This window comes from Vibrio sp. T13N, from assembly GCF_032970445.1.
GTDB classification, from domain to species: domain Bacteria; phylum Pseudomonadota; class Gammaproteobacteria; order Enterobacterales; family Vibrionaceae; genus Vibrio; species Vibrio diabolicus.
This window is the reverse complement of the sequence record NZ_JAWJYE010000003.1, coordinates 228,580-252,239: the sequence shown is the minus strand read 5'-3', so window position 1 is coordinate 252,239 and position 23,660 is coordinate 228,580. Positions and strand designations below refer to the sequence as shown.

Below are 23,660 nucleotides of genomic sequence, written 5' to 3'. Positions count from 1 at the left end.
TAAGAAACTAAAAACCCTGTCAAATCGGCAGGGTTTTTTTATGTTGAGCATTACCTTATTGTGATTCACGTACTAGGCCGTTTACGTCACCTCCCACAACCTCAAAAATCTGGACCAAACTCGAGGTAACGCTTAATCGAGACTTGGCATATATCGTTTTTCAGCCAACAGACGCTAACGCTAGCTTATTGGCGGCTAGGCGGCTAGGCGGCGAGTGAGAGGGTATAGCTAAGCAGAAGTGGGAGCGTAAGAATACTGAAAAAGTTGCCAAATAGTACCATTGACGCCACTTTCATGGGCTCTATATTCAGCCTTTCCGCAAATAGGTAATTCATGACGGCTGGTGGCAGCATTGTGAAGAGTACCATCATTTGCAATTGCATCGTTGGAAGGGGAATTAACCAATAAATAAGTGCAAATGCAACCGCCCCAGTTGCAAGCGACTGCACGGTACACAATACACCAACCTTTAAACCGTCCACTCTTAAATGACACATTTGCGCCCCCAGGGATAAAAGCATCACGGGTACTGCCGCTTGGCCAAGTAGAGCAGTCGCTTCGTATAAAGGTGCCCATACACCCACATTTGACACGTTGAGAAACAGAGCCAACGACGCAGCTAAAAAGATTGGCATCTTGACTATTTGCTTAAAAGGGTTGCCATGACTAAGTAGCATTACACCTAAACTAATGTGCAAGCATGCTGACACGACAAATAGCAGTACTGCTGAGGATAGCGCAATTTCTCCAAACGTATAGGTAAACAAAGGAATAGCAAGGTTTCCGCTATTGCGAAACATATGTGGTGGTGCCCAGGTTTTAAACGACAGTGACGTCAATCGACATACTGGGATCATGAGTAGTGCGGGAACCAAAACCGCGACAATTGCTGCAAAAAGGAGTGGTCCCTGATTCGAGTCTAACGGCATGTTAACGAGCGAAGAAAACACCAGCGCAGGTGTGAAAACCTCAATGTTAATGCGGTTGATTGGACGAAAGTCAGGCTTGATGTAACGACCTACCAAATAGCCGACGCCGACAAGAGCAAAAACAGGGAAAAGAATATTTATGATTTGATTAATCATGGTCGCCTAGATGAAGTGTAAGGAGCTAATGTGGAGATACACGAAGAACCACATTATCAACCTTTATATATTGCGTCATCGCTGAACAGTGAGAAGCGTGGGTTTAATCAAGCTTTCTAAGCACAGTTGCAAAGCCAGGTGGTCATACCATTTAGTTCAATTGTTACGTATCGAGTTACATACAAATCACTGAATTTACGACAAGTTCTATGTCAAGTGTCTGTTAAATAACCAATCTCTGATATTTTTATTAAATAGTGATTAATGTTGATATTTAAACTACTTTTAGTTTTATCAGCTGGATGTTTTTCCTATTAAAGAGAAAACAAAAACAAAAATATCAAAATGTTGGCGTTTAACAATAATTTACATAGTGCTATTCCTTTTGTTCGCCAAGAAAAAAGTTGGCGAAAATCATAAGCTTGTCATACACTTCCTGATGTAACCCCGATATGTTGTTGAATTGGTAGGGTAAAACTGCTCTGGCGCTACACTAACGTAGCATTGTTTAACATAGCTTTGAGGAAAGTTTTATGGCGCTCACAAAAGCCGAACTGGCAGAAAACCTGTTTGATAAATTAGGATTTAGTAAGCGGGACGCCAAGGAAACGGTGGAAGTGTTCTTTGAAGAGATTCGTAAGGCACTGGAAAGTGGCGAACAGGTAAAACTGTCAGGTTTTGGTAACTTTGATCTTCGTGACAAGAATGAACGACCTGGTCGTAACCCGAAAACCGGTGAAGATATTCCAATTACTGCTCGACGTGTAGTGACTTTTCGCCCGGGTCAGAAGTTAAAAGCTCGTGTAGAAAACCTGAAGAAAGTACAGTAAGCCGAATAAATGGATCACGCTAAGGCGTGGTCTTTTTTTTGCGTAAAACTTGTGTCGCATATAAACGAAAACCACCGCAATGCGGTGGTTTTTCTGTTTTTGAGTATATCTTAATGATATGGATTACGCTGCTTCTAGGTGCGTTGTTAAGTATGGTTGCCATGCTTGTTGGTACAAGTTTTTAGACTGTGCACGCATGTTGCGAATAGAAGCGAGTTCTAGTTCGCTTAGTTCGCGTTTCTCCATCATCGCTTGGCGTTCTAGTTTCTGGATTTTTTCGTATAGGTCGTGTTCAGGACCGCTTTTCACATCTGCGATGGCTTTTAAGTGCAGTTGAACTTCGGCAACTAGATTTGTCTTTGGTAAACGAACGAGTAAGTTCAAGTCTCTATAGCCTGAAGGACCAGGTTTTTTGAAGCGATTTTTTACTTTAACAATTGTTGTTTCACGCTCTAAGGTTTCATAAATGGAGACTAAGCTCGCGACGTCTTCAGCAACAATCGTGGCACGGGCTAGGTCAGTAATGCGTTCGACTTTTCCATCTAACTCCAAAGCTATTTTTTCTTCTGCTCGTTGTTTGGACTTTACGCCTGCGAAGTATGGCTGAGCATCATTAAGAAGTGCGGTACTTTTACAGATAGTTTCAAGCTCAAATTGTGCTTGGTGAGCTTTGCTGTAAAGAATGTCGAAGTCAGTGTATGGCTGAGTTGGAGTTGCGTCGATTGACTGAATACCATACAAGCCGCTAAGGCTATGTTTAAAGAGTTTCGAACAAACTTCGTTTTGACTTGTTGAACGATTTTGATCGCCACTCGGCGCTGGGGTAATTGGAAGTGCGGCAAATGCCGGTGCACGGCTAAGTACCAAAAGCATCAATGCTGTAGTACGAAGAAATAAGCTCATTCACTCTCCTTAACTTGCTTGTACTTAGAAAATAGGGAACATAAAGGTCGCTAAGTTCGGCAAATCAGGTACTAACTTATTAATGGGGTCATTACGAAAGATTCCAAGGTTTCAGTTTTGTCTTGAAGTGGAATCGTGCGTTAGATCACCATTTCTCTTTTCTTTATTCTGTTTATCAGATAAAGGCGTGGTTCCTATAAGAACGTTTACATCCTATCACCGCTGTATTAACCAAAGATGAACGGCATAGACAAATTGAAAAAAATCGTTAGTCTTACTTCTCAAAATGAAAATCAGCCGACAAGTAGAAAGTAAAATGAGAGACCAAGAGTTTTGGCATAATAAATGGGCCAGTAATCAAATCGGATTTCACTTGGAAGATGTAAACCCGCTATTACCTGCATATTGGCAACACACAAACCCAAAGCGTGAAGACAAAGTGTTAGTGCCTTTGTGTGGAAAGTCAGAAGACTTGATTTGGTTGGCGATGAAGCATGATTCAGTTGAAGGTGTTGAGCTGAGCCATATCGCTGTTCGTGCCTTTTTTGCTGAACATTTTTATACGCCAACCGTGACGCCTGTTAATGGTATGCACGAGCTTTATCAATTTGATGAGCTCTCTATTTATACTGGGGACTTTTTCACTGCACCAGTATCTCAAGCCGATATCATTTATGATCGCGCCGCGTTGGTTGCTTTACCGCAAGATATGCGAGAGGAGTATGTAGAGCGTCTCAAGCAACTTTTGAATCCAGGCGGTCGTATTTTGCTTGTTACACTCAACTATCCTCAAGAAGAGATGGCAGGGCCTCCATTTAGCGTGCCAGTCGAAGAGATTGAGCAGTTATTTTCAGGTTACAAAGTTACCTGTTTGAACGTAGATGAAGCTGATGAAAACCATCCTAAAATTGCGAAAAAAGGCTTAAGTCGCTTCTCTGAAGAAGTGTACCTAATCGAGAGTGAATAGGTTTTTTTGGTTTGTAAAACGAAATAGCGCAGCAATTTGAGCTGCGCTATTTTTGTATAAGTGGTTCGTATTTAATAAGTGATATTCACTTTTGAAGCACTTTCAACAGCATCTTGAACGGCTTCTTCGGTGGTTTTTCGTCGCGTAAGGACAACACCTAAACGACGGCGACCATCGATTTCTGGCTTGCCGAATAGACGAACTTGCGTTTGAGGTTGAGCTAAGGCTTTGGTTAGGTTGTCAAAGCGAATGTTTGTGGAAGTCCCTTGACCAAGAATAACGGCCGACGCAGATGGACCATATTGTACGATATTATTAATCGGCATTCCGGTAAATGCACGTACGTGGAGAGCAAACTCTGACATTTCCTGAGAAATCATAGTGACCATGCCTGTATCGTGTGGGCGAGGAGAGACCTCATTGAAAATGACCTTATCGCCTTTAACAAATAACTCTACACCAAAGATGCCGTAGCCACCGAGTGCGTTGACTACTTTCTCAGCCGTGTATTCAGCTGCTTTTACTGCGTTTTCTGACATAGCTTGCGGTTGCCATGATTCGCGGTAGTCGCCATCTTCCTGACGATGGCCAATTGGAGCACAGAAATGCACACCGTCAACGGCTCTTACAGTCAATAAAGTGATTTCGTAATCGAAGTCGATAAAACCCTCCACGATCACGCGACCTGCCCCCGTACGTCCGCCTTCCTGTGCGTAATCCCATGCCTTTGCAACGTCGTCTTCGGTCTTGATGACACTTTGCCCTTTACCTGAAGAGCTCATAACTGGCTTTACTACGCACGGGATGCCTACATGCTCAACCGCGGCTTTGAAGTCTTCAAAAGTATCTGCAAAACGATAAGGTGATGTCGTCAGTTCTAGTTCTTCTGCAGCCAAACGTCGGATACCTTCACGATTCATTGTTAGCTTGGTTGCCTTAGCGGTTGGAACAACATTCAGCCCTTTTTCTTCAAGCTCTACCAGTTTGTCGGTTGCGATAGCTTCGATTTCAGGTACGACGTAAGTAGGTTGTTCCTTCGTAATAACTTCTTCTAAGGCGCTTCCATCTAACATATCGATGACGTAACTACGGTGAGCAACTTGCATCGCTGGAGCATTAGCATAGCGATCACAAGCAATCACTTCTAAACCAAGTCTCTGACATTCAATTGCGACTTCTTTACCGAGTTCGCCAGAGCCTAAAAGTAATACACGGGTAGCATTTGCGCTGGTTGCAGTGCCAAACATAGTGTTCCCTTACAAAAATAGAGTGGTGAGACAGAAATTGCAGGAGATCATACTGAAGTTTCATGACAAAGCAAACGTTTGCTTTTGGTTTTTAGGCAATAAAAAAGCTCTACATGCCGTAGAGCTTTTTATACTGAAATTGTCGCTTATACGTTGACAAAACTAAGTGGAATATCTGGATTCAACGCTTCTAACGTTGATTGCGTATCAGCCAAATGACTGATCTTGCCTTCTGAGTTTTCTACCAGAGCAGCGGCTTTGATATTGTCAAAAGTTTCACCCGCAAGTAGTACTTGGATCAGCGCAACTTGTAATGGCGGCAAGCTAGGGTTAAATGCTGCATTTTCCGCATAAGCACCTTGGAATATACGGCCGCTAGCCATTTCTAATGCTAAGCCACTCAGGTTGTTGGTATATGGTGAGTGGCTCATGTTCATCGCTTCAACAGCGCTTTGAATTAGAGTGTCTTCATCATCGCATGAGAACTGATGCTTTACTTCTGCCATTAAGCCAGATTCGATACCGAGATCGTTTGGTCCAAAGGCTTCCGGTAGGTATTCATGCAGCGACTTTTCTTCGCGTTCTGGGAGCTGGATTTTAAGCTCGTTTGCGGTAGATAACTCGTTCATGAACTGACGGCAGTGACCACATGGGCTGAAGTTAATAGTGATATCTTTAATACCACGTTCACCTTTCATCCAAGCGTGGCTAATTGCAGACTGCTCAGCGTGAACTGTTTGACCTAACTGAACACCAAAGAATTCCATGTTGGCACCGAAGTAAAGGCGACCTGAGAGACCACGAACGATAGCACCGACATAAAATTCAGAAAGAGGGGCATAGGAATATGCTGCGGCAAAAGGAAGTAGAGCAACACGAAGCTCTTTATCTGATAGACCGGTAGCTGAAAGCAACTGCTCAAACTGTTGAACTGAAAGCGTAGCATCAAAATCATCAGCTTGGATGATAGGAGCAAGTTGTTTGGAAAGTGCTTCTGGAGCGCCTGCTAGCGCCTGTTCAATGCGACTTTTCATGTTGAATCCTTGTTATTGCATGGACAGTTATTCTATGTGAAGGATAGAAATGTTCCGTGCGTTAGATCACGATAAATAATGCAATTGATAATTCTGTTACATAATTAGAGTGAGCTCACACATGTATTCGATTGCACTGACGTGAAGCGTTATCTCCGTCTCACAATTAACCATATCAGTATATATTCATATGACCAAGACGCTGGGATATGTTAATTACGATGCCTACATGTCCACACAACGTTATTCCTAGATATCTAAGCAACGTTGAGTCAGTAATATTGCACTGAATGTTGAAGTTATTAGTGTGTATCTCGTCAGAGTACCTTAACGATCTTACTAGAACGGGTTGTTAGATGAGGTAATACAGAATTTTGGAAGGGATAAGGAAGAAACGGGAAGGCCACGGCCTGCCGGAAGGAGGGCAGACCGAGAGCGCTTAACTATTGATATAGCCAGACAGCCAAAGCAAAAAAGCTTGGAGCCAAAATAGAAGTGATGATGCCGCATAAAACCAATGCGAGTGATGAGAACGCGGCATCAATGGGCTGTTTCTCTGCACATGTCGCGGTGCCTAAGGCATGAGACACGGTACCCATTGTTAGGCCACGTGCAATCGGGTGTTTAATTCCAATTAAGTTGTAAATTGGGTATGCCAAAATCGCGCCCAATAAACCAACAATCAGAACCAAGATCGCCGCAACGGCAGCTTCACCACCGAGGTGACTCGAAATTTCCATTGCTATTGGCGTAGTGACGGATTTACCCACTAGACTTGCGATTAAACTGATATCCGCTTTGAAAGCGACTGCGATCAAGGTGGTTGTCATCATCGACATCACACTGCCTACTGTGCAAGCAAAAGTGATGATTCGCCAGTTTGCTTTAATTTGTGGTAGTTGTTCATATAACGGGTAAGCCAGAGCAACTACGGCTGGTTGAAGTAAAAAACTGATCCCTTCGTTATCCGCATAATACGTTTCAAACGGTACATTTAAGTAAGTAAGCAAAGGAATGAGCACTGCAATACTGATCAGCAAAGGATTTGCTAGAGGATTATTCACTTTGATTGCAATTTGGCGCGCGACAAGAAAAACCGCAATGGTAACAACTAACCACATATCAGTGCTTCTCCTTTAGCAAGTAGTCCAGCAGCCAAGCGAGGCTGACTAGTACAATGAGTGAGCCTCCAACTGCGCTAGCAATGATAGGGAGGGCATTAGCGAGTAGCATATCGAAATGTTGCATTAATCCCACGCTAATAGGAACGAACAATAAGATCATATAGCGGATAAATAGCGTGGCGCCCGGTTTGACCCAGTCGACTTTTACAAGCCCAAGAGTCATGGAGAAAAACAGTACGAGCATACCGATGACACTTCCTGGAACGGAAACGCCAGTGAACTTTTGAATGGTAATTCCGATGCCAAGTGCTCCCATGATGAGGAAGATTGAAATGAGCAGTTGGATCAGTTGTAAGAATCGTTCTTTAATCATTTTGACAGTATATAAACAACAAGCACACCATAAGGTGCGCTTGTATTAGGAGGAGTTAAGAAGCTAAGCTCTCTACATAACGGTACACGGATTTTAATATCGCAATCTTCTTTTCGTCACTTTCATGTTCGTGAACTAAGTTTTCTAAATTCAGCATGTACTCTTCAATTTGGCTTTCAAACACTTCTCGACAGTGTAGTGCCCAGCGTCTTTGTTCTTGCTCGTCTAATGTGCCTGGGAAGTTACGCGCACGATAGCGGAACAATAGAGGTTTAATACGCTTGTCATCAAATTCAATGTCTAATGCAGCAAGATTATTCGGGTCGGTTTCTCGAATGATATCCATAGCTGCGCGATCAGCCGGAGAAAAGAACCCGTCGTAAAGCTGTGTATCGACGTCATCACTTTTATCGAATTTACGCTCGACTGAAAAGAGGCTAATCAGCTTTTCTCTAATTTCAGGATGTTGGCGCAACAAAGCGAGATTAGCGAGACATTGCTGGCGATCAATGCCAATAGACTCCGCATTTTCAGCCGTTAACGTTTTTGCAGGGGCGAGAATAGGGCATTTGTTCAAATGAACTAGTTTAACTGGCACTGGTAGCAATTCACCAAGATCTTCGCGCTTAGTGTAGAGTCTTTCGTGTAGCTCTTCTGCGGATAGCTCAAGAATAGGTTGAGGGTCTTTCGCTAAATCGATGGTGATAACGGCGTTATTATTGGTTGGATGCCAAGCAACAGGCACAATCCAGCTAGTGTACTGACATTCGCGCCCTAGCATACCTGAAACGTGCATCAACGGTGTCATGTTGACTATGTCGACTAAATCATTGAGCTTGCGCTTTTGGCGCATAGAAAAAAAGTAATCAAACAATTTTGGTTGCGCTGCTTTTACTTTCTTTGCCATTTCGATAGTCGCAATCACATCTGCCATCGCATCGTGCGCGTTACTATGTTCTATGCCGTTAGCAACAGACAAGTGCTCTAATTTAAAACTAGTGAAGCCATCTTCGTTTTCTGGCCATTCTACGCCTTCTGGGCGAAGGGCGTGGCACGCGCGTAGTACATCGAGTAAATCCCAACGCGAGTTACCGTTTTGCCAACTCCATGCGTATGGATCGATAAAGTTGCGATAACAAGTATAACGGGTCACTTCGTCATCAAAGCGAATGCTGTTGTAGCCTAAACTGGTGGTATTTGGTTTCGCGAGTTCAGCGTGAATCTTAGCGATAAACTCAGGCTCAGAAAGGCCTTCTTGAACCGTTTTTTGCGGAGTAATACCAGTAATAAGCGCAGCTTCAGGAGACGGAAGATAATCAGCAGGTGGCTGGCAGTACATGACTAAAGGCTCGCCGATGATATTAAAGTTTTCATCTGTACGAACACCAGCGAACTGGCTTGGGCGATCTTTCGCGGGGTTTGTTCCCCATGTCTCATAATCAAAGAAGAAAAAAGTGGGCTGATTATCTTGGTGCATTCTGCTTACCGTTTACAAAACCGATAACAGTATTAGACCATTCAACGCCTTGACTAGCAACGAAAGATGCAAGTTGAATTTTTGAAAATGAAAAAGCCGATGGCGAACCATCGGCTTGATATTTTACGTTTTATTGCTTGGGAAGTAGTTTGAGCTTTACGCTCGTGTTTCTTCCAATGCTGTTTCGCTTTCTGGTGACTTCAGCACTCGGCTAGCAATCGTACCCGCAGTCATTGATCCTGAAACGTTCAGTGCGGTACGTGCCATGTCAATCAATGGTTCAATAGAGATAAGTAGCGCCGCGATGGTGACAGGTAAGCCCATTGCAGGGAGAACAATCAATGCTGCAAACGTTGCACCTCCGCCGACTCCAGCAATACCAAATGAGCTGATGGTGATAATCGCAATCAATGACAGGATAAAGTGCAGATCCAGTGGGTTGATGCCCATTGTCGGAGCTACCATCACTGCCAGCATTGCAGGATAGATACCTGCACATCCGTTTTGGCCGATAGTGGCACCAAACGATGCTGATAGGTTTGCAATCGCTGGTGGAACGTTAAGCTTAGTGATTTGCGCTTCTACGTTTAGTGGGATCGTTGCTGCTGAGCTACGAGATGTAAACGCGAAGGTCAGTACAGGCCAGATTTTCTTAAAGTATTCCGCAGGGCTAACGCCGACAAACGAGACTAATACGCCGTGAACAACAAACATCAGAGCGATAGCAACATAAGACGCCACAATAAAGCCAAGTAGGTTTAGGATGTCGCCTGCGCTTGATGTTGCTACCACTTTTGCCATCAGTGCTGCGATGCCGTATGGCGTTAACGCCATGATCATCTTCACTAATCGCATAACGATTGACTGAGCTGCTTCTACGAAAGTACGAATCGGTGATTCTAACTCTGCTTTTTCCATCATCACTTTGCGAGCGGCGATACCGGTTAATACACCGAAGATAACGACAGCGATAATTGAGGTCGAGCGAGCACCTGTTAGATCAGCAAATGGGTTGGTTGGAATGAAGCTAACTAGCATTTGAGGAATAGTCAGGTCACTTACTGTACCAGCACGGCTTTCTAAAACGGCGATACGAGCGGTTTCACGAGCACCTTCAGTTAACCCTTCAGCTGACAGGCCAAATGTTGTTGTCACCAAGATACCGATAAGTGCAGCAATTGCAGTCGTTACTAGAAGAACAGAGATGGTCAGGCCAGAAATTTTACCTAATGATCCACCTTTCTCCAATTTAACAACTGCAGAGATCATCGATACCAATACTAGTGGCATGATGACCATTTTCAGTAGACCAACGTAGCCACTGCCTACAATGCCTACCCATTCAAGTGTTTGAGCAATTGCGCTGTTGCCTTCACCGTGAATGAGTTGCAAAGCAAGACCAAAAAGAGAACCAGTAACAAGACCGATTAAAACGAGACGAGAGAGTGTGTGTTTCTTTTGTTGTTGGTTAAATAGAAAGAACAATATGCCAACAAAGACGGCTAGAGAGGCTATCACTGCAAAATTCATAATCTGACCTTATCAACCTGCCGAAATGGCGGTTGTTTTTTATACGGGGTTTTATACGGATTTGTTTATGGGGCGTAAGATAACGCTCGCGATATAACTTTAAAAATGACAAACGGGTATTAGCTAGATCTAAAATGAATATAAAAACGAGATCTAAGTCGCGTGAGAGTGTGAATTAGCACGTTAAATGTACAAAATGGTTATTCGTAGTGATGCAGTAAGTCACGCATTTCTTGCCTTTGTAAGTAAACCACCGAATCTTCTTGATAACTGAAAAGTTGATAAATCATCGCTTTGGCGACATCTTCCGCTCGAATAGGTAAAAAGTTGGACAGTTTGCCAAGCATGAGTGGGCGAATTACCTTAAACAGAATTTGCACTAACTTCTCGTCCGTTCTTGGACTTTGACGTTGACCAACAAGCGGGCCTGGGCGAACAAACACGATTTCCTCAAAACCCATAGCTTCGATTCTTTGTTCCATTTGTCCTTTACAGGCTAAGTAATGGGATGGTGATTTACTATTTGCACCAAGGCTAGAAACAACCGCAAGGCGTTTGACTCCGATCGTTTTCACCTGTTGGGCGACTTTACACACCAGATCAACATCTACTCTACGTAAATTATCCTTACTGCCTGCTTGCTTAAGAGTTGTGCCTAAACAGATAAAGCCGATGGTCGGTGTTGGTTGGTTATCATCCCATTGGTGGATAGAGAGGTCGGCATCAATGAGAGGAACAAGCTTATTGTCCGCATCTAGGACGCCATCGAGTGGGCGGCGAGAAAGATAATATAAGGTACCAACACCTGATTGATTTATGAGGTTTGTAATGACTTTTGAACCGACTAAGCCAGTCGCCCCAGCGATGATGGCGCAGGTGTTGTTATCCATGTCCTTTCTCCTATATGGGAATATAGCCTAAGCTATTGTAGCGGATTTCAAGGAGTTACTTATAATCGAATGCTCGAAAGGTGAGACGCTCTGCGAACTCAGTAGACTTTCCTAACAGAAATCTGATTAGCGCTGCCCCAAGCGGATGCAAGGGTATACAATAGTGGACGCTCAAAACTGGGGCTGAGCAAGATTTCTTAATCAATGGAACACCTCTCACCCAGACAACATCAAAGGAACGTAAAAAATGGATGACTCTTTTGCAGCGGAGATACAAGCGCGCATAGATAACAAAACCAAACCCGTCGGTTCTTTAGGCTTATTGGAAAAGGTGGCACTACAGCTAGCTCTTATTCAAAGTCAGGATAAACCTCAGCCAGTTGATTCCATCGCTATCTGTAAACCGAGCATGCTGGTATTTGCTGGAGATCACGGCGTTGCAGAGGAAGGCGTAAGCATTGCGCCAAGCGAAGTCACTCAGCAAATGGTGGCTAACTTTCTCGCCGGCGGCGCAGCCATCAACTGCTTTTGCGACATCAATGGCATCCAACTCAAAGTAATAGATTGCGGCATGTTGGCACCTATTGATGTGCTGGTTCCAGAATTTAAGTTTCATCCAAACTTGGTTGAACAACGGTTGGGTAACGGTACGGCTAATTTTTCTAAACAATCAGCGATGTCCCCAGAACAAGTGGCGCTAGGTTTAGAGTATGGTGCGAAGATTGCTGAGCAAACCATTTTGTCTGGCTCAAATCTATTGATGTTCGGTGAGATGGGCATTGGTAACACCAGTTCAGCTTCCGCACTGTTATCGGCGCTGAGTTCATTAGATATTGATTATTGTGTTGGCGTTGGCACCGGAATCAATCAACAGCAGTTGAGCCGCAAATATAAACTGGTTGCACAGGGAGTAAACCGATGTCGAGGTCTTGATACTAAAGCGATTCTCGCACAGGTTGGAGGCTTTGAAATCGTACAAATGGTAGGCGCTTTTTTAGAAGCCAAGCGGCTTAAAACCCCAGTTTTAGTGGATGGATTTATCGTATCGGTTGCTGCGTATATTGCAACGTTGCTAGACGAAGAAGCACGCGAATACATGTTGTTTGCCCACCGCTCCGAAGAAAATGGACATAAGTTTGTATTAGAGTACCTAAAAGCAGAACCTCTACTCGATCTTGGTTTACGATTAGGGGAGGGAACCGGAGCCGCTCTTGCCTTACCCTTGTTAAAAGCTGCTGCCCAGTTTTACAACAAGATGGCGAGCTTTGAGAGTGCAGGAGTTACAGTATAGTGTCAGTCCCTGATAATTCTGAGAACGTCACGCCGTCATCGTTAAGATACCAGTGGGAGTTGTTTCTATTAGCTATCAGTTTTTTTAGTCGCTTACCCGTACCCCAAGCGTTGCCATACAGTGAAGAACGCATGAATCAGGCCGGACGTTATTTCGCGTTAGTTGGTCTCGTGCTTGGAGCGCTTTGTGCTCTGGTATTTTCGCTCACCTCAATTCTTTTCCCAGAATCGGTTGCCGTAGTATTAACGATGGTGTTTAGCTTATTGTTAACAGGGGCATTTCACGAAGACGGCTTGACTGATATGGCGGATGGCATTGGCGGTGGCATGACCGTAGAGCGACGCCTCTCTATTATGAAGGACAGCCGCATTGGCACTTATGGTGCAGCCACTCTCATTATGGCGTTATTGGCTAAGTATGTTTTTTGGAGTGAACTGGCTAACTTGCCGCAGTTTTGGTTGGTCATTGTCGTCGCTTATACCGCGAGCCGAGCACTAGCCGCGACGCTTATTTATGACATACCTTATGTCAGTGACAGTGATACGTCGAAAAGTAAACCGCTGGCAAATAGCCAGTCTTCTTTAGAAGTCTCCATTTTGTTGTTTACTGGTGGCATAACATTGCTTGTGCTTGGTATCACGCAGGCGATCTTTATATCGCTTGTTCTCGTGGTATTTCGTTTGATGTTCAAACGTTGGTTAACCAAGCGAATTGGCGGCTTTACGGGGGATTGTCTTGGCGCAGCGCAGCAGCTATCGGAACTGCTTGTTTATCTCACTATGATTGGGTTTTATCACATCTCATGAAGCAATTGATACTCGGTGGCGCGCGCTCTGGGAAGTCGCATTTGGCGGAAAAAACAGCCAAGCAATTATCGACCACTTCTCAACACTCATTACATTATGTTGCAACCGCGCTGCCATTTGACCAAGAAATGCGAGAGCGAATAGCGCATCATCAGAAGCAACGAGGGGGCGAGTGGCAAGAGCATGAATGCCCCCTTCATTTATCTGAGTTACTGACAAATTTCGCTAACACCGATGTTGTACTGGTCGATTGTTTAACCTTGTGGCTCAATAATTGGATATTTGAGTTAGGTGATAAATGTTCCAATGAGAAGCTAGAAGCAGAAATTGAAAAGCTTATACAGGTGGTACGTGGTTCAGATGCGACGTTAATATTCGTCTCTAACGAGGTTGGAATGGGCATTGTGCCTTTGGGGGCGGTTAGTCGTTACTTTGTGGATAATGCAGGACGGATGAATCAAAAACTAGCCAGTGTTTGCCATCGTGTTACCTTTGTTGCTGCTGGTTTGCCGTTGGTTCTTAAAGAGTAGGATGGAAGAAAATGAAAACACTCAATATCTATCTTGTGCGTCATGGAAAAGTAGATGCTCCACCAGGACTCCATGGCCAAACGGATGTAAAAGTTACGCCTGCTGACCAAGAAAGCATTGCTCGGGCTTGGATCGAGAGTGGACGAGGTGTGGGTGGAGTGATTTGTTCTCCGCTTTCACGTTGTCAAGAACTGGCAAATATAATTGCTGAACAGCAATTATTACCAGTAATGACGGATGAATCTTTACAAGAGATGGCATTTGGTGATTTTGATGGTATGCCTTTTGATATGCTCACTGAGCAGTGGAAAAAGCTAGATGCTTTTTGGCAATCGCCAGCACAACATACGTTGCCGAACGCTGAGAGCTTAAGCACATTTTCTGAGCGCATATGTCGCGTTTGGTCTCAAATCATCAACGATATCAATGACAATCTACTTATCGTCACGCATGGTGGCGTCATTCGTATGATTCTTGCTCATGTATTGGAGTTAGATTGGCGTAACCCCAAGTGGTATTCGACGTTGTCGATAGGAAACGCTTCTGTCACGCATATAACAATTACCATAGATGAGCAAATTTACGCCTCGGTGCGTTCGATTGGCGTACCTCTTTTAACTCGTTAATTTATAAATATTAAAATGCCCAAAGCGATACTGCTTATGGGCATAGTCACGGAAGATGTCAGTGGAAGCCCATCTGCTAGGTGCAGGAAGCGAAAATTGACTCAGTTACATAAAAAGGAAATATAGAAATGACAACGCCGAGTTGGGATTTGTCCATCGTTTATAACGACCTTTCTGACCCACGAATTCAAGACGATATTGCTCTTGTGGAACAATGTATTGATCTTTTGAATAAACAATCAGCAGATTGCGGCAACGTAGAGATCATGCAAAATGCGATTTTGACCAATGAAGCCGCGAGTCGTTTAGCGGGCACAGTTGCAAATTTTGCGAGTTGTTATGCTTCTGTTGATGCAACAAACGCCGAAGCGAAATCGTTACTTGGTAAAATGACCCGCATCTTTTCGGAGCTTTCCCAAGCGTTCAGTCCCTTTGATTTGACATTAACGCATGCCGACGAAGAGTTTATCTTGCGTGTGTTAGACCATGAGAATCCAGATATCAGTGGGCAAGCTTTTTCTATCTTGAATTCTAGAAAGTTGGCGGATACTCGTCTTAGCAACGCAGAAGAACAGTTACTGGCTGCGATGAGTGTGGATGGTAAATCGGCTTGGGGTAACCTATACGATAACCTGACTGGCTCATTGAAAGTGAAGCTTGAGTACGCAGATGGTAAGAGTGAAGAGCTTGGGTTTTCTCAAGCGGCAAGCATTCTTTATGGTTCTGAATTTGATCGTCAAGAAGCCGCGTGGCGAGGCGTACAAGATGCAATGCAAACGCACCAAGAATCATTCGCTGCGATTTTAAATGCGTTAGCAGGATGGCGTTTAACTGAAAACAAAAAGCGTTCGACGAAGCGTGAAGTTCACTTCCTAGAGCCGAGTTTGCATGGTAGTCGAATCCAAGCTGAAACTTTAAATGCGATGATGACAGTAGCTAAAGACAGTCGAGCTATTGGTCAGAAAGCGGGTTTATTGATGGCGAAAGTACATGGTCTGGATGAGATGAAACCTTGGAATCATCTGGCGGCTATGCCTGCTTTGAGCGGTGAAGCGAAGGTCTACGACTTTGATGAAGCGATTGATGTTATTTGTGAAGCATTTGAAACAGTAAACCCTGAGATGTCGGAGTTTGTCCGTTTGATGGTACAAAACGGATGGATTGATGCCGCGCCAAATGCCAGCAAGCGCCTCGGCGCATACTGCACCAAACTGCCAGCAACGCGAACACCACTTGTGTTTATGACTTGGAGTGGCAGTCGCTCAGACCTGATGACTCTCGCGCATGAACTTGGCCATGCGTTCCATAACTGGGTTATTCGTGATTTGCCACTTTGCCAAACTTACTACCCAATGACGTTAGCAGAAACCGCCTCTATTTTTGCAGAAAACATCGTTCGTGATCATTTGATTTCGAAAGCGGAGAGCGTCGATGAAAAGCTCGAGATGTTGTGGGAAGAGTTGTCATCTGCGCTAGCTTTAATGATCAACATTCCGGTCCGCTATGAGTTTGAGAAATCGTTCTATGAACGCCGCCAGGATGGAGAGTTAACCGCAGATGAATTCTGTGAGTTGATGTCTGAAACTTGGAAAGAATGGTATGGCGACGTAATGAGCGAGCCGGATCCGTACTTCTGGGCAAGCAAGCTGCACTTTTCTATCGATAGTGTGAGTTTTTATAACTACCCATACCTGTTTGGTTTCTTATTCAGCAAGGGTATTTATGCACAGCGAGAAACCAAAGGCGAAGCGTTTTACACCGATTACATCAATTTGCTGCGCGATACCGGCTGCATGATGGCGGAAGATGTTGTCGAAAAGCATCTGTCGATGGATTTAACCCAACCAACGTTTTGGCAGCAGAGCGTTGAGCTAGTGCGTGAAAAAGTCGATGAGTTTGAGCGTTTGCTCGCACAGCGCGGCTAAGTTTTTCGCATTGTTGATGCATAATCTGCTTTATAGCTACAAAAATTTGATCAAATCATAATGATCTTAATCAGGGCTGTGGTAAAGTTCACAGCCCTAACACTTTGTAATTGTTTAAAAATTAAACGCCTCAATGCTTGATTTGAGTGCCTGGCGCGAAAAGGTATCGGATTTTCGAGGGAAATAGTGATTTCTACTCATAAGTGAGATCGCAGCAACAAAAATCCTTTGTACAATTTATTAACATACCCGCCGTGCTATTAAGGAGTAACGCATGACGAAGTCTCTCTTTCGCCAATCGTTTTTAACTGACACGTTAGATGTTCATATCGATGTTGCACCAGCGGAGCAGGTGCTTTCTAACGGTGTAAAACTTAAACTCTATCAGCGTGGTGTATTAGAAGTAATCCCTGCGAATTATACTCAGGATACGAAGAACATCATCATCTCTTGTGGGGTTCACGGAGATGAAACCGCACCGATGGAGCTGGTGGATTCCATTATTCAAGACATAGAATCTGGGTTCCAGACGGTCGATACCCGTTGTCTGTTCATTATCGCTCATCCAGAATCCACTCTGGCGCACACGCGATTCCTTGAAGAAAACCTCAACCGTCTGTTTGACGAAAAAGAACACAAACAGACAAAAGAGCTTGTCATCGCTGATACACTAAAGTTGCTCGTTCGCGATTTCTATCAGGATACCGACCCGACAACACGCTGGCATCTTGATTTACACTGCGCGATTAGAGGTTCGAAGCACTATACGTTTGCAGTAAGTCCTAAGACTCGTCATCCTGTGCGAAGCAAGGCATTAATCGATTTCTTGGACAGTGCACACATTGAAGCTGTGCTCTTATCAAACTCACCATCGAGTACGTTTAGCTGGTACAGTGCCGAGAACTTTGGTGCGCAAGCTCTCACAATGGAGCTTGGTCGTGTGGCTCGTATTGGTGAAAATGACCTCGATAAATTGACTGCGTTTGATTTGTCTTTACGTAATTTGATTGCGGAAACGAAGCCAGAACACCTACCAAAACCATGCATTAAATATCGCGTAAGTCGCACAATCGTTCGCCTGAACGAAGACTTTGACTTTATGTTCGACGACAATGTTGAAAACTTCACTTCATTTGTTCACGGCGAAGTGTTTGGTCATGATGGCGACAAACCATTAATGGCGAAGAACGAAAACGAAGCGATTGTCTTCCCGAACCGCCATGTCGCAATAGGTCAACGTGCAGCTCTGATGGTTTGTGAAGTGAAAACCCGTTTTGAAGAGGGCGAGTTGGTTTACGATTAATCCAACATTGCTTTGAGAAGTTAATTGCAATTTACCGAGGCTTAACTGTAAGGTTAAGCCTCGTTTGTTTTTATCGGCCGCTATGGATTTTCAACAACTTATCCTGAACAAGGAACGACGCTGGCAACGTAACCTGATGGTTATGTCGATCGTGCTCGCTGTACTCTCTGCCATCCACTTGATGGTCGGAGAAATTTTCCTTTCTCCTTTTCAATCTTTATCTGCATTTGAACATAAGCTACTGGTGGACTTGCGTTTACCGAGGTTGGTGTCTGCGGCAATTATTGGTGCTGCGTTAGCGGTATCTGGCGCGACGTTACAAGTGTTGCTTGGGAACGTGTTGGCTGAACCTGGCGTGCTTGGTATATCTGGTGGTGCAAGCTTAGCAATGGTCTTAATCATGTTCGCGTCACCTGTTCTTCCTACCCCGATTGTTTTTATGTTGGCAGCGATTGCAGGCTCGATGTTATTCACGTTTGTTTTGGTGGCGATAGCAAGGGCAATGCACCTGACGACGGCTCGATTGCTTTTGGTTGGGGTCGCATTGGGTATTTTATCGAGCGCGATTGTGACGTGGGCATTTTACTTTAGTGATGATCTCAGTTTACGCCAACTGATGTATTGGTTAATGGGCAGTATTGGCGGTGCAAGTTGGTATCAACATACCGTTACTTTAGTGATGTTACCGGTGCTTATCTGGTTATGTTGTAAAGGCAAGTCGCTTGATAAATTGATGCTGGGTGAGATTCATGCGACCCAATTGGGTGTCGATGTGCATCAAATGCGTTGGAAACTGATCCTCGCCATTTCTGTTTTGGTGGGTAGTTCAGTCGCTTTGGGTGGCATTATCAGTTTTGTTGGTTTGGTGGTCCCGCACTTGTTGCGTTTGGCTTTTGGTACGGAAAACCGTTATTTATTGCCACTTTCTGCAATATCTGGTGCTGCGTTGCTTGTATTTGCTGACATCGGCGCAAGACTGTTATTGGACTCCGCAGAGTTACCTTTAGGTGTCATGACAACATCGATTGGCGCACCTATTTTCATCTGGATGCTGGTGAAGAGTCATGATGCACGTTAAACATATGTCGGTTGGTAGTCGATTATTGCCTCTTTCTTTTGAATGCAAAGCTGGCGAAATCGTACATGTAGTTGGGCCTAATGGTTCCGGTAAGAGCACTTTATTGGCTGCGATTTCTGGTACGTTAAGCCGCCGAGAGGGTATGAGTGGTGAAGTGTACGTTGGCGACAAAAACTTGCTTACTTTACCGTTGTCAGAGCAAGCTCATGTTCGAGGTTATTTGTGTCAGCAATCGCGCCCAGCGTTTAATGTTGATGTGTTTCAGTATCTCGCTTTATCTCTGCCTAGTGGTGCTGAGATTGCGGATATTAAAGTGCGTGATGCCGTCAATATGGTGGTGGAGCTGGTACAATTGCAAGATAAGCTTCATCGCAGTATTCAAACATTATCCGGTGGTGAGTGGCAGCGTGTCCGATTAGCAGGTGTATGTTTGCAGGTGTGGCGTACCATTAATCCTTTTTCGCAGTTTTTAATTTTGGATGAGCCAGCAGCACCGTTAGATATTGCGCAAGAGGGTCTGCTCTATCAATTGATTAACGCTATGGCGGCGCAGGGAATTGGAGTATTGGTTGCTAATCACGATCTCAATCGCACATTAAAGCACGCAGATAAAGTATTGCTGCTTAACAACGGTGTGCTGCACTCATCAGGAAGTGCCGATACTGTGCTAACGGAAGAAGCTCTCGGGGAAGTGTTCAATACTCAAGTCAAAAAGGTCATCGTAGATGAGCAACCTTATTTAATCTTTGATTAGTATTTAAGGGACAATAAAAAACGACCTACTTGAGGTCGTTTTTTTAATCGAGATAGCCACACTCAACGCTTACTGAGTTAGCGGTTTTAGATCTGCTGGGCGGTAGTAAACTGATTTGAGTACTTTGCCTTTACGAATGGTTTTACCTTCCGATACGAAATCTTCGGCGCATTTTGCGATGATGTATTCACCTTTCTGCACCGCCATCAACTTGATGCCTTGTTCCGCGTAGAATGCCTCTGTTTCTGAGTACTCTTGCTCGTTACGGCATACTTTGCTCATGTTGCTTGAATGTACTTCATCCCAGCAAGGAATAAATTCGATACCACGGTTTACCGCAACGTTTAATAGAAGATCAATTAAGTAGCTGATCGCCAGGTTGTCTTCTACTTTGCTGTGGCCAAGATGAACGAGACGGCCCATTAATACATACACGCTGTCTACGATGGCATCTGCTTGCTCAGTTTTACAATCTGCTTCTGCTAGCTCTGTTAGCTCTTCGATCGCCAAAGAGGTGTGTAGTGTGTCTGCTTGCGCATCAAGGCTTGCAGCGTCTGCGACTGGTAAGTCGAACGTACTACGGAACTCGGTGATATCACGGTATAAGTGATCAAAAATCTCTTGGGTTAGCTTTGACAGTTGCATTCTAATTTCCATTGAATCGATTGAAGCGGCAATGATATCAAACCGCACTTTGAACCCCAAGGGCATTGCATCTAACTGGTGATAAATCTGCCTTTGGGGAATGGTGGTGCTTAACGAAATAGGTAAGGGAACAGCTTTTTACGTTCTTCCTCTGAAAGGGCGGAAACACGAGCGATGTTTGAATCGGGAATGGATTCAGGGTCAGGATAGTGTTTTAGTACCTTTTCCATACTCTCTTCGCGAATCAAATGGAAGATCGGGTAAGGAGAACGATTGGTTAGGTTTTCGTCGTCTTCAGGCCTTGCGCCACCAAAACAGTAATCAGGATGGAAAGTCGCTACTTGGAAAACACCTTCCCAGTTTTGCTGCTTAATTAATCCTTCAACCCAATCGATACAAAAGTTGTAGTCCCAGAAATCTTGTAGCATGTTGGGAACCACAACCAACGTGGTCTCAAGTTGTTCGGGCTCTGTGTTACTCAGCTCAATCAGCTGCAATAAAATATCTTCAAGAAGCGCTTCTTCTTGAGTCGCTTCACTAACAAAGATTTTGATTTGTTTATTACGTTGCGGTTTGGCAGCAAACGGACATAGGTTGAGTCCGATTACCACATCGTTGAGCCATTGATCGACCTGTTGAGTGATCGCTTCGATATCTGTGTTTTGTGTTGAACGCGTTGACATACGACTTTCTGGTTTTATTAAAGTGGCGCAAGCATAGCAGAGTTGGTTATCCAAGTAATCAGAGAGGTATTACGCAAATGAGCGTACCTTAGCTACTCTTTAAACTCGCTGCGTCAGGTGTTTGGTCAGTATGCTTTCTTTCGGCAATGTGTTTCAAATACGCAATCGCAGCAAACATCGCTAGGTAGACTGCGCTTCCCCCCATAAGAACACTCGACCAACCACCATGCTGCCAACAATAAAGAAGTAAGAATCCTCCTAAGCTACCGCCTACGTAGTAGTGTACTAAGTAGAGCGCTGTCGCGGTGGCTTTGGCGCGAGTGGCGTTCTGACCGACCCAACCGTAGGCGAGGGTATGAGTAAAGAAGGCACCAAAACTTATCAGCAACAACCCAAATAGCATTGCAGTCAAGCTTTCAACCGCCGCAATCCACATCCCCGTCATGCTCACTATCGCGCCCAAGAACATACCGAGGATTGAGGAATAACGTTTACTCCAGTGGCCTGCACAACGAGAGGAGAAAGTCCCTCCCAAGTAACAAATAAAGATCAGTGATGCCAGCCCGACGGGCACATTGTGAGGTTCACTCACCAGGCGGAAACCCATTACGGAATAAAGGTTGACGAACAAAGCAAAGTTGAGTCCTCCTATCAGCATCGCGAACCACACGCGTTGGTTTTTAAAATGACCAATAAGCGCACGATTTTGATGGCGCAAACTGCTTGATGACGGGGTGAAGTTGCGCTGTGTTGGCAATAAATAGTGAACACCAATGACACCAAGAAGAGTGAACACCATCATAACTTCAATGGCGGCATCAACTCTGAAATTGTCCGCCAATAAGCCGCCGCTAATACGCCCTGCAATACCGCCTAATGAGTTAGCCGCAATGTACGTTCCAATTGCCATCGAGAAAGCGTGCTTGTCGAGTTCTTCTGCCATGTAAGCCACGGCGACCGCCGCAAAAGCGGCGAGCGCGACACCGATCAATGCTCGACATACCACCAAAAACAGGAATGAGTCACCAAACAGCATCAAAGCGGAAAGGGTAGGAATCGAAAACAGACCGGCCATCATGACTGGCTTTCGTCCCACTGACTCTGATAACACAGCCATTGGAACGAGGCTAAAAGAGAGAGCGAGTGTTGAGGCCGCAAATAGCCAGTTAACTTGCGTTTCTGAGATCGTGAAAATTTGGGCAAAAGTGGGCAGCATTGGCTGTAGTAGGTATAAATTTGAAAAAACCAAGAAGGAACCAAGCGCTAGCGAGAGCGTAATGCGTTTGTATTCCGGTGTGCCAAAACTGACCATGAATCCTGCCTAATGTGAGCAAATGGAGAGACTGTGATCAATCTATCAGTTCGTTATAAATTAAAAAAATATATTAAAAATATGAACACCATATATTTTTGATCTGATGGAATCGAAACAACTTAAACATTTTCTGGCGGTCGCTGAACATGGAAACATTACCCATGCGGCGAAAGCCCTGCATATTGCCCAGCCCGCATTAAGCATTTCTATCAAAAAGTTTGAGCAGTCTTTGAGCGTTACCCTATTTCGCCGTGATGATAAAAAAATCAGCTTAACGAAAGAGGGCGAAACGCTACTTGTACATGCCAAGCGGGTGATTCAACAGTTGCACGACGCGCAGCTCGCGATTGATGAGTTGAAAGGTTTAGCGAAAGGCGAAGTACGACTCGGGACGCCATCAATGATGGGCAGTTATTTCTTTCCACGAATTGTGATGGCGTTTAAAAGCCAGTTCCCGGAGTTAAAATTGACCTTGGTCGAAGCTGGGACTCAATCGATTCGTCGTATGCTGCTTAATGGTCAACTCGATATCGGTGTGATCAGTTGTGATAACGTGCCTGATGACCTAGAAACTGACCATTTATTTACTAGCCAAATGGTCGCCGTTGTTTCACCTGAGCATGAGTTAGCCCAGCGAGAATCTCTTACTTTTGATGAGTTCTTTGAACACGATTTGGTTATGTTTCAGCATGGCTATTTTCACCGCGAATTTTTGGATCAGGTGAGTGAGGAGCATGGGTTTACCATGAAGTCATCATTCGAGACCAACTTACTGCCTTTGATTTTGAGTATTGTGAAACAAGAGTTTGCGATTACCGCGTTACTGGAATTGGTGACTCAACATGAGTCGGGCGTTGTTGGCCTACCGTTTGAACCACCAGTGACGCTGGATCTGGCACTTGCTTGGCGCAAGCAAGGGTATTTATCAATAGCAGATCGAACGTTTATCGACTTTATCAAGCGCTACGTTTAAACGCAGCGCAGATTCATCGTTCGAGCGCTAGTCGCCTTTGTACATCTTCTCGAAGTTCTTTGGGTTCCAGCCAATCATTACCCGATCACCAATTTTTAAAACTGGCACTGAACGAGCACCAAGCGCATCAAGTTCTTTGCGACCGCGTTGCATCTTAGCATTGCACAAACGATAGTTAATATTTTTCGAATCCAGATAACGTTGAGCATCTTTGCAGTGAGGGCATTTGTCTTTGACGTAAAGGACGACACGTTTCATTGAATTTCTCTCC

24 protein-coding genes are annotated in these 23,660 nt (G+C 44.5%); 11 read left to right on the top strand and 13 right to left on the bottom strand.

Annotated features, from left to right (window positions below):
- Positions 1 to 203: 203 nt before the first annotated feature.
- Positions 204 to 1,085, bottom strand: coding sequence for an AEC family transporter (locus tag R2S67_RS06595; protein ID WP_161442284.1), 882 nt, complete (start codon positions 1,083 to 1,085; stop codon positions 204 to 206).
- Between the two features lie 533 nt (positions 1,086 to 1,618).
- Between R2S67_RS06595 and ihfA the strand changes: the two genes are divergently transcribed.
- Positions 1,619 to 1,915, top strand: coding sequence for an integration host factor subunit alpha (ihfA, locus tag R2S67_RS06590; RefSeq protein ID WP_005377899.1), 297 nt, complete (start codon positions 1,619 to 1,621; stop codon positions 1,913 to 1,915).
- Positions 1,916 to 2,038: 123 nt separating this feature from the next.
- On the opposite strand, the gene R2S67_RS06585 is transcribed toward ihfA, so the two are convergent.
- Positions 2,039 to 2,818, bottom strand: a complete 780-nt coding sequence (locus R2S67_RS06585; RefSeq protein ID WP_006741655.1) for a RelA/SpoT domain-containing protein — start codon at positions 2,816 to 2,818, stop codon at positions 2,039 to 2,041.
- Positions 2,819 to 3,134: 316 nt separating this feature from the next.
- Here R2S67_RS06585 and R2S67_RS06580 point away from each other — a divergent pair, with 316 nt between their 5' ends.
- A complete protein-coding gene (locus tag R2S67_RS06580; protein WP_046874957.1) occupies positions 3,135 to 3,785 on the top strand; it encodes a thiopurine S-methyltransferase in 651 nt (216 codons plus the stop codon).
- A 71-nt stretch (positions 3,786 to 3,856) separates the two neighbouring features.
- Here the strand turns inward: R2S67_RS06580 and purT are convergent, their stop codons facing one another.
- The 7 genes from purT to R2S67_RS06545 all read right to left on the bottom strand — a co-directional run bounded on the left by purT (position 3,857) and on the right by R2S67_RS06545 (position 11,460).
- Entirely contained in the window at positions 3,857 to 5,032 is a 1,176-nt protein-coding gene (gene purT, locus R2S67_RS06575) for a formate-dependent phosphoribosylglycinamide formyltransferase (RefSeq protein WP_006741653.1), read from the bottom strand.
- A gap of 146 nt (positions 5,033 to 5,178) precedes the next feature.
- The gene (gene cdd, locus R2S67_RS06570; protein ID WP_109168440.1) at positions 5,179 to 6,066 is read right to left on the bottom strand and encodes a cytidine deaminase; all 888 of its coding nucleotides are present in this window, start codon (positions 6,064 to 6,066) and stop codon (positions 5,179 to 5,181) included.
- Positions 6,067 to 6,509: 443 nt separating this feature from the next.
- Complete coding sequence (locus tag R2S67_RS06565) at positions 6,510 to 7,187, bottom strand: LrgB family protein (RefSeq protein ID WP_005377888.1); 678 nt, start codon at positions 7,185 to 7,187, stop codon at positions 6,510 to 6,512.
- Between the two features lies 1 nt (position 7,188).
- On the bottom strand, positions 7,189 to 7,563 hold the full coding sequence (locus R2S67_RS06560) for a CidA/LrgA family protein (protein ID WP_005397786.1): 375 nt from the start codon (positions 7,561 to 7,563) through the stop codon (positions 7,189 to 7,191).
- Positions 7,564 to 7,618: 55 nt separating this feature from the next.
- Positions 7,619 to 9,040 (bottom strand): exodeoxyribonuclease I, encoded by a 1,422-nt coding sequence (sbcB, locus tag R2S67_RS06555; RefSeq protein WP_130546027.1) that lies wholly within the window; start codon positions 9,038 to 9,040, stop codon positions 7,619 to 7,621.
- A 156-nt stretch (positions 9,041 to 9,196) separates the two neighbouring features.
- On the bottom strand, positions 9,197 to 10,570 hold the full coding sequence (locus R2S67_RS06550) for an L-cystine transporter (RefSeq protein WP_054867346.1): 1,374 nt from the start codon (positions 10,568 to 10,570) through the stop codon (positions 9,197 to 9,199).
- 200 nt (positions 10,571 to 10,770) lie between these two features.
- Positions 10,771 to 11,460: an NAD(P)H-binding protein gene (locus R2S67_RS06545; RefSeq protein ID WP_317342848.1), complete on the bottom strand. Its 690-nt coding sequence runs from the start codon at positions 11,458 to 11,460 to the stop codon at positions 10,771 to 10,773.
- Positions 11,461 to 11,707: 247 nt separating this feature from the next.
- On the opposite strand from R2S67_RS06545, the gene cobT reads away from it, so the two are divergent.
- The 8 genes from cobT to btuD all read left to right on the top strand — a co-directional run bounded on the left by cobT (position 11,708) and on the right by btuD (position 19,773).
- Positions 11,708 to 12,751 (top strand): nicotinate-nucleotide--dimethylbenzimidazole phosphoribosyltransferase, encoded by a 1,044-nt coding sequence (cobT, locus tag R2S67_RS06540; RefSeq protein WP_048626282.1) that lies wholly within the window; start codon positions 11,708 to 11,710, stop codon positions 12,749 to 12,751.
- The gene (locus R2S67_RS06535; RefSeq protein ID WP_317342847.1) at positions 12,751 to 13,557 is read left to right on the top strand and encodes an adenosylcobinamide-GDP ribazoletransferase; all 807 of its coding nucleotides are present in this window, start codon (positions 12,751 to 12,753) and stop codon (positions 13,555 to 13,557) included. The genes cobT and R2S67_RS06535 overlap by 1 nt, the downstream gene beginning before the upstream one ends.
- Entirely contained in the window at positions 13,554 to 14,087 is a 534-nt protein-coding gene (gene cobU, locus R2S67_RS06530; RefSeq protein ID WP_170891361.1) for a bifunctional adenosylcobinamide kinase/adenosylcobinamide-phosphate guanylyltransferase, read from the top strand. Before R2S67_RS06535 ends, cobU begins: the two co-directional genes overlap by 4 nt.
- A gap of 11 nt (positions 14,088 to 14,098) precedes the next feature.
- Positions 14,099 to 14,713: an alpha-ribazole phosphatase gene (cobC, locus tag R2S67_RS06525; protein ID WP_074191208.1), complete on the top strand. Its 615-nt coding sequence runs from the start codon at positions 14,099 to 14,101 to the stop codon at positions 14,711 to 14,713.
- Between the two features lie 128 nt (positions 14,714 to 14,841).
- Positions 14,842 to 16,638, top strand: coding sequence for a M3 family oligoendopeptidase (locus tag R2S67_RS06520; RefSeq protein ID WP_256949769.1), 1,797 nt, complete (start codon positions 14,842 to 14,844; stop codon positions 16,636 to 16,638).
- Positions 16,639 to 16,912: 274 nt separating this feature from the next.
- On the top strand, positions 16,913 to 17,941 hold the full coding sequence (locus R2S67_RS06515; RefSeq protein WP_005377878.1) for a succinylglutamate desuccinylase: 1,029 nt from the start codon (positions 16,913 to 16,915) through the stop codon (positions 17,939 to 17,941).
- An 82-nt stretch (positions 17,942 to 18,023) separates the two neighbouring features.
- Positions 18,024 to 19,019 (top strand): vitamin B12 ABC transporter permease BtuC, encoded by a 996-nt coding sequence (gene btuC / locus R2S67_RS06510; protein ID WP_048626288.1) that lies wholly within the window; start codon positions 18,024 to 18,026, stop codon positions 19,017 to 19,019.
- Positions 19,006 to 19,773 (top strand): vitamin B12 ABC transporter ATP-binding protein BtuD, encoded by a 768-nt coding sequence (gene btuD, locus R2S67_RS06505; RefSeq protein ID WP_104969343.1) that lies wholly within the window; start codon positions 19,006 to 19,008, stop codon positions 19,771 to 19,773. The genes btuC and btuD overlap by 14 nt, the downstream gene beginning before the upstream one ends.
- Positions 19,774 to 19,842: 69 nt before the next feature.
- Here btuD and R2S67_RS06500 read toward each other — a convergent pair whose 3' ends face one another.
- The 3 genes from R2S67_RS06500 to R2S67_RS06490 all read right to left on the bottom strand — a co-directional run bounded on the left by R2S67_RS06500 (position 19,843) and on the right by R2S67_RS06490 (position 22,413).
- On the bottom strand, positions 19,843 to 20,418 hold the full coding sequence (locus R2S67_RS06500) for a nucleoside triphosphate pyrophosphohydrolase family protein (RefSeq protein WP_005397767.1): 576 nt from the start codon (positions 20,416 to 20,418) through the stop codon (positions 19,843 to 19,845).
- Between the two features lie 110 nt (positions 20,419 to 20,528).
- Positions 20,529 to 21,101, bottom strand: coding sequence for a DUF1415 domain-containing protein (locus tag R2S67_RS06495; RefSeq protein WP_124008769.1), 573 nt, complete (start codon positions 21,099 to 21,101; stop codon positions 20,529 to 20,531).
- Between the two features lie 88 nt (positions 21,102 to 21,189).
- Positions 21,190 to 22,413, bottom strand: coding sequence for an MFS transporter (locus tag R2S67_RS06490; protein ID WP_317342846.1), 1,224 nt, complete (start codon positions 22,411 to 22,413; stop codon positions 21,190 to 21,192).
- Positions 22,414 to 22,519: 106 nt separating this feature from the next.
- Here R2S67_RS06490 and R2S67_RS06485 point away from each other — a divergent pair, with 106 nt between their 5' ends.
- Positions 22,520 to 23,389 carry a LysR family transcriptional regulator gene (locus R2S67_RS06485; RefSeq protein ID WP_317342845.1) on the top strand — a complete coding sequence of 290 codons (870 nt, stop codon included), beginning with the start codon at positions 22,520 to 22,522 and terminating at the stop codon, positions 23,387 to 23,389.
- Positions 23,390 to 23,416: 27 nt separating this feature from the next.
- Here the strand turns inward: R2S67_RS06485 and R2S67_RS06480 are convergent, their stop codons facing one another.
- Positions 23,417 to 23,647 carry a glutaredoxin family protein gene (locus R2S67_RS06480; protein WP_005377871.1) on the bottom strand — a complete coding sequence of 77 codons (231 nt, stop codon included), beginning with the start codon at positions 23,645 to 23,647 and terminating at the stop codon, positions 23,417 to 23,419.
- Between the last annotated feature and the right edge of the window lie 13 nt (positions 23,648 to 23,660).

Excerpts from the sequence above, each read along its gene's own strand:
- R2S67_RS06595 (WP_161442284.1), bottom strand. The coding sequence starts at position 1,085 with ATGATTAATCAAATCATAAATATTCTTTTCCCTGTTTTTGCTCTTGTC.
- ihfA (WP_005377899.1), top strand. The coding sequence starts at position 1,619 with ATGGCGCTCACAAAAGCCGAACTGGCAGAAAACCTGTTTGATAAATTA.
- R2S67_RS06585 (WP_006741655.1), bottom strand. The coding sequence starts at position 2,818 with ATGAGCTTATTTCTTCGTACTACAGCATTGATGCTTTTGGTACTTAGC.
- R2S67_RS06580 (WP_046874957.1), top strand. The coding sequence starts at position 3,135 with ATGAGAGACCAAGAGTTTTGGCATAATAAATGGGCCAGTAATCAAATC.
- purT (WP_006741653.1), bottom strand. The coding sequence starts at position 5,032 with ATGTTTGGCACTGCAACCAGCGCAAATGCTACCCGTGTATTACTTTTA.
- cdd (WP_109168440.1), bottom strand. The coding sequence starts at position 6,066 with ATGAAAAGTCGCATTGAACAGGCGCTAGCAGGCGCTCCAGAAGCACTT.
- R2S67_RS06565 (WP_005377888.1), bottom strand. The coding sequence starts at position 7,187 with ATGTGGTTAGTTGTTACCATTGCGGTTTTTCTTGTCGCGCGCCAAATT.
- R2S67_RS06560 (WP_005397786.1), bottom strand. The coding sequence starts at position 7,563 with ATGATTAAAGAACGATTCTTACAACTGATCCAACTGCTCATTTCAATC.
- sbcB (WP_130546027.1), bottom strand. The coding sequence starts at position 9,040 with ATGCACCAAGATAATCAGCCCACTTTTTTCTTCTTTGATTATGAGACA.
- R2S67_RS06550 (WP_054867346.1), bottom strand. The coding sequence starts at position 10,570 with ATGAATTTTGCAGTGATAGCCTCTCTAGCCGTCTTTGTTGGCATATTG.
- R2S67_RS06545 (WP_317342848.1), bottom strand. The coding sequence starts at position 11,460 with ATGGATAACAACACCTGCGCCATCATCGCTGGGGCGACTGGCTTAGTC.
- cobT (WP_048626282.1), top strand. The coding sequence starts at position 11,708 with ATGGATGACTCTTTTGCAGCGGAGATACAAGCGCGCATAGATAACAAA.
- cobU (WP_170891361.1), top strand. The coding sequence starts at position 13,554 with ATGAAGCAATTGATACTCGGTGGCGCGCGCTCTGGGAAGTCGCATTTG.
- cobC (WP_074191208.1), top strand. The coding sequence starts at position 14,099 with ATGAAAACACTCAATATCTATCTTGTGCGTCATGGAAAAGTAGATGCT.
- R2S67_RS06520 (WP_256949769.1), top strand. The coding sequence starts at position 14,842 with ATGACAACGCCGAGTTGGGATTTGTCCATCGTTTATAACGACCTTTCT.
- R2S67_RS06515 (WP_005377878.1), top strand. The coding sequence starts at position 16,913 with ATGACGAAGTCTCTCTTTCGCCAATCGTTTTTAACTGACACGTTAGAT.
- btuC (WP_048626288.1), top strand. The coding sequence starts at position 18,024 with ATGGATTTTCAACAACTTATCCTGAACAAGGAACGACGCTGGCAACGT.
- btuD (WP_104969343.1), top strand. The coding sequence starts at position 19,006 with ATGATGCACGTTAAACATATGTCGGTTGGTAGTCGATTATTGCCTCTT.
- R2S67_RS06500 (WP_005397767.1), bottom strand. The coding sequence starts at position 20,418 with ATGCAACTGTCAAAGCTAACCCAAGAGATTTTTGATCACTTATACCGT.
- R2S67_RS06495 (WP_124008769.1), bottom strand. The coding sequence starts at position 21,101 with ATGTCAACGCGTTCAACACAAAACACAGATATCGAAGCGATCACTCAA.
- R2S67_RS06490 (WP_317342846.1), bottom strand. The coding sequence starts at position 22,413 with ATGGTCAGTTTTGGCACACCGGAATACAAACGCATTACGCTCTCGCTA.
- R2S67_RS06485 (WP_317342845.1), top strand. The coding sequence starts at position 22,520 with ATGGAATCGAAACAACTTAAACATTTTCTGGCGGTCGCTGAACATGGA.
- R2S67_RS06480 (WP_005377871.1), bottom strand. The coding sequence starts at position 23,647 with ATGAAACGTGTCGTCCTTTACGTCAAAGACAAATGCCCTCACTGCAAA.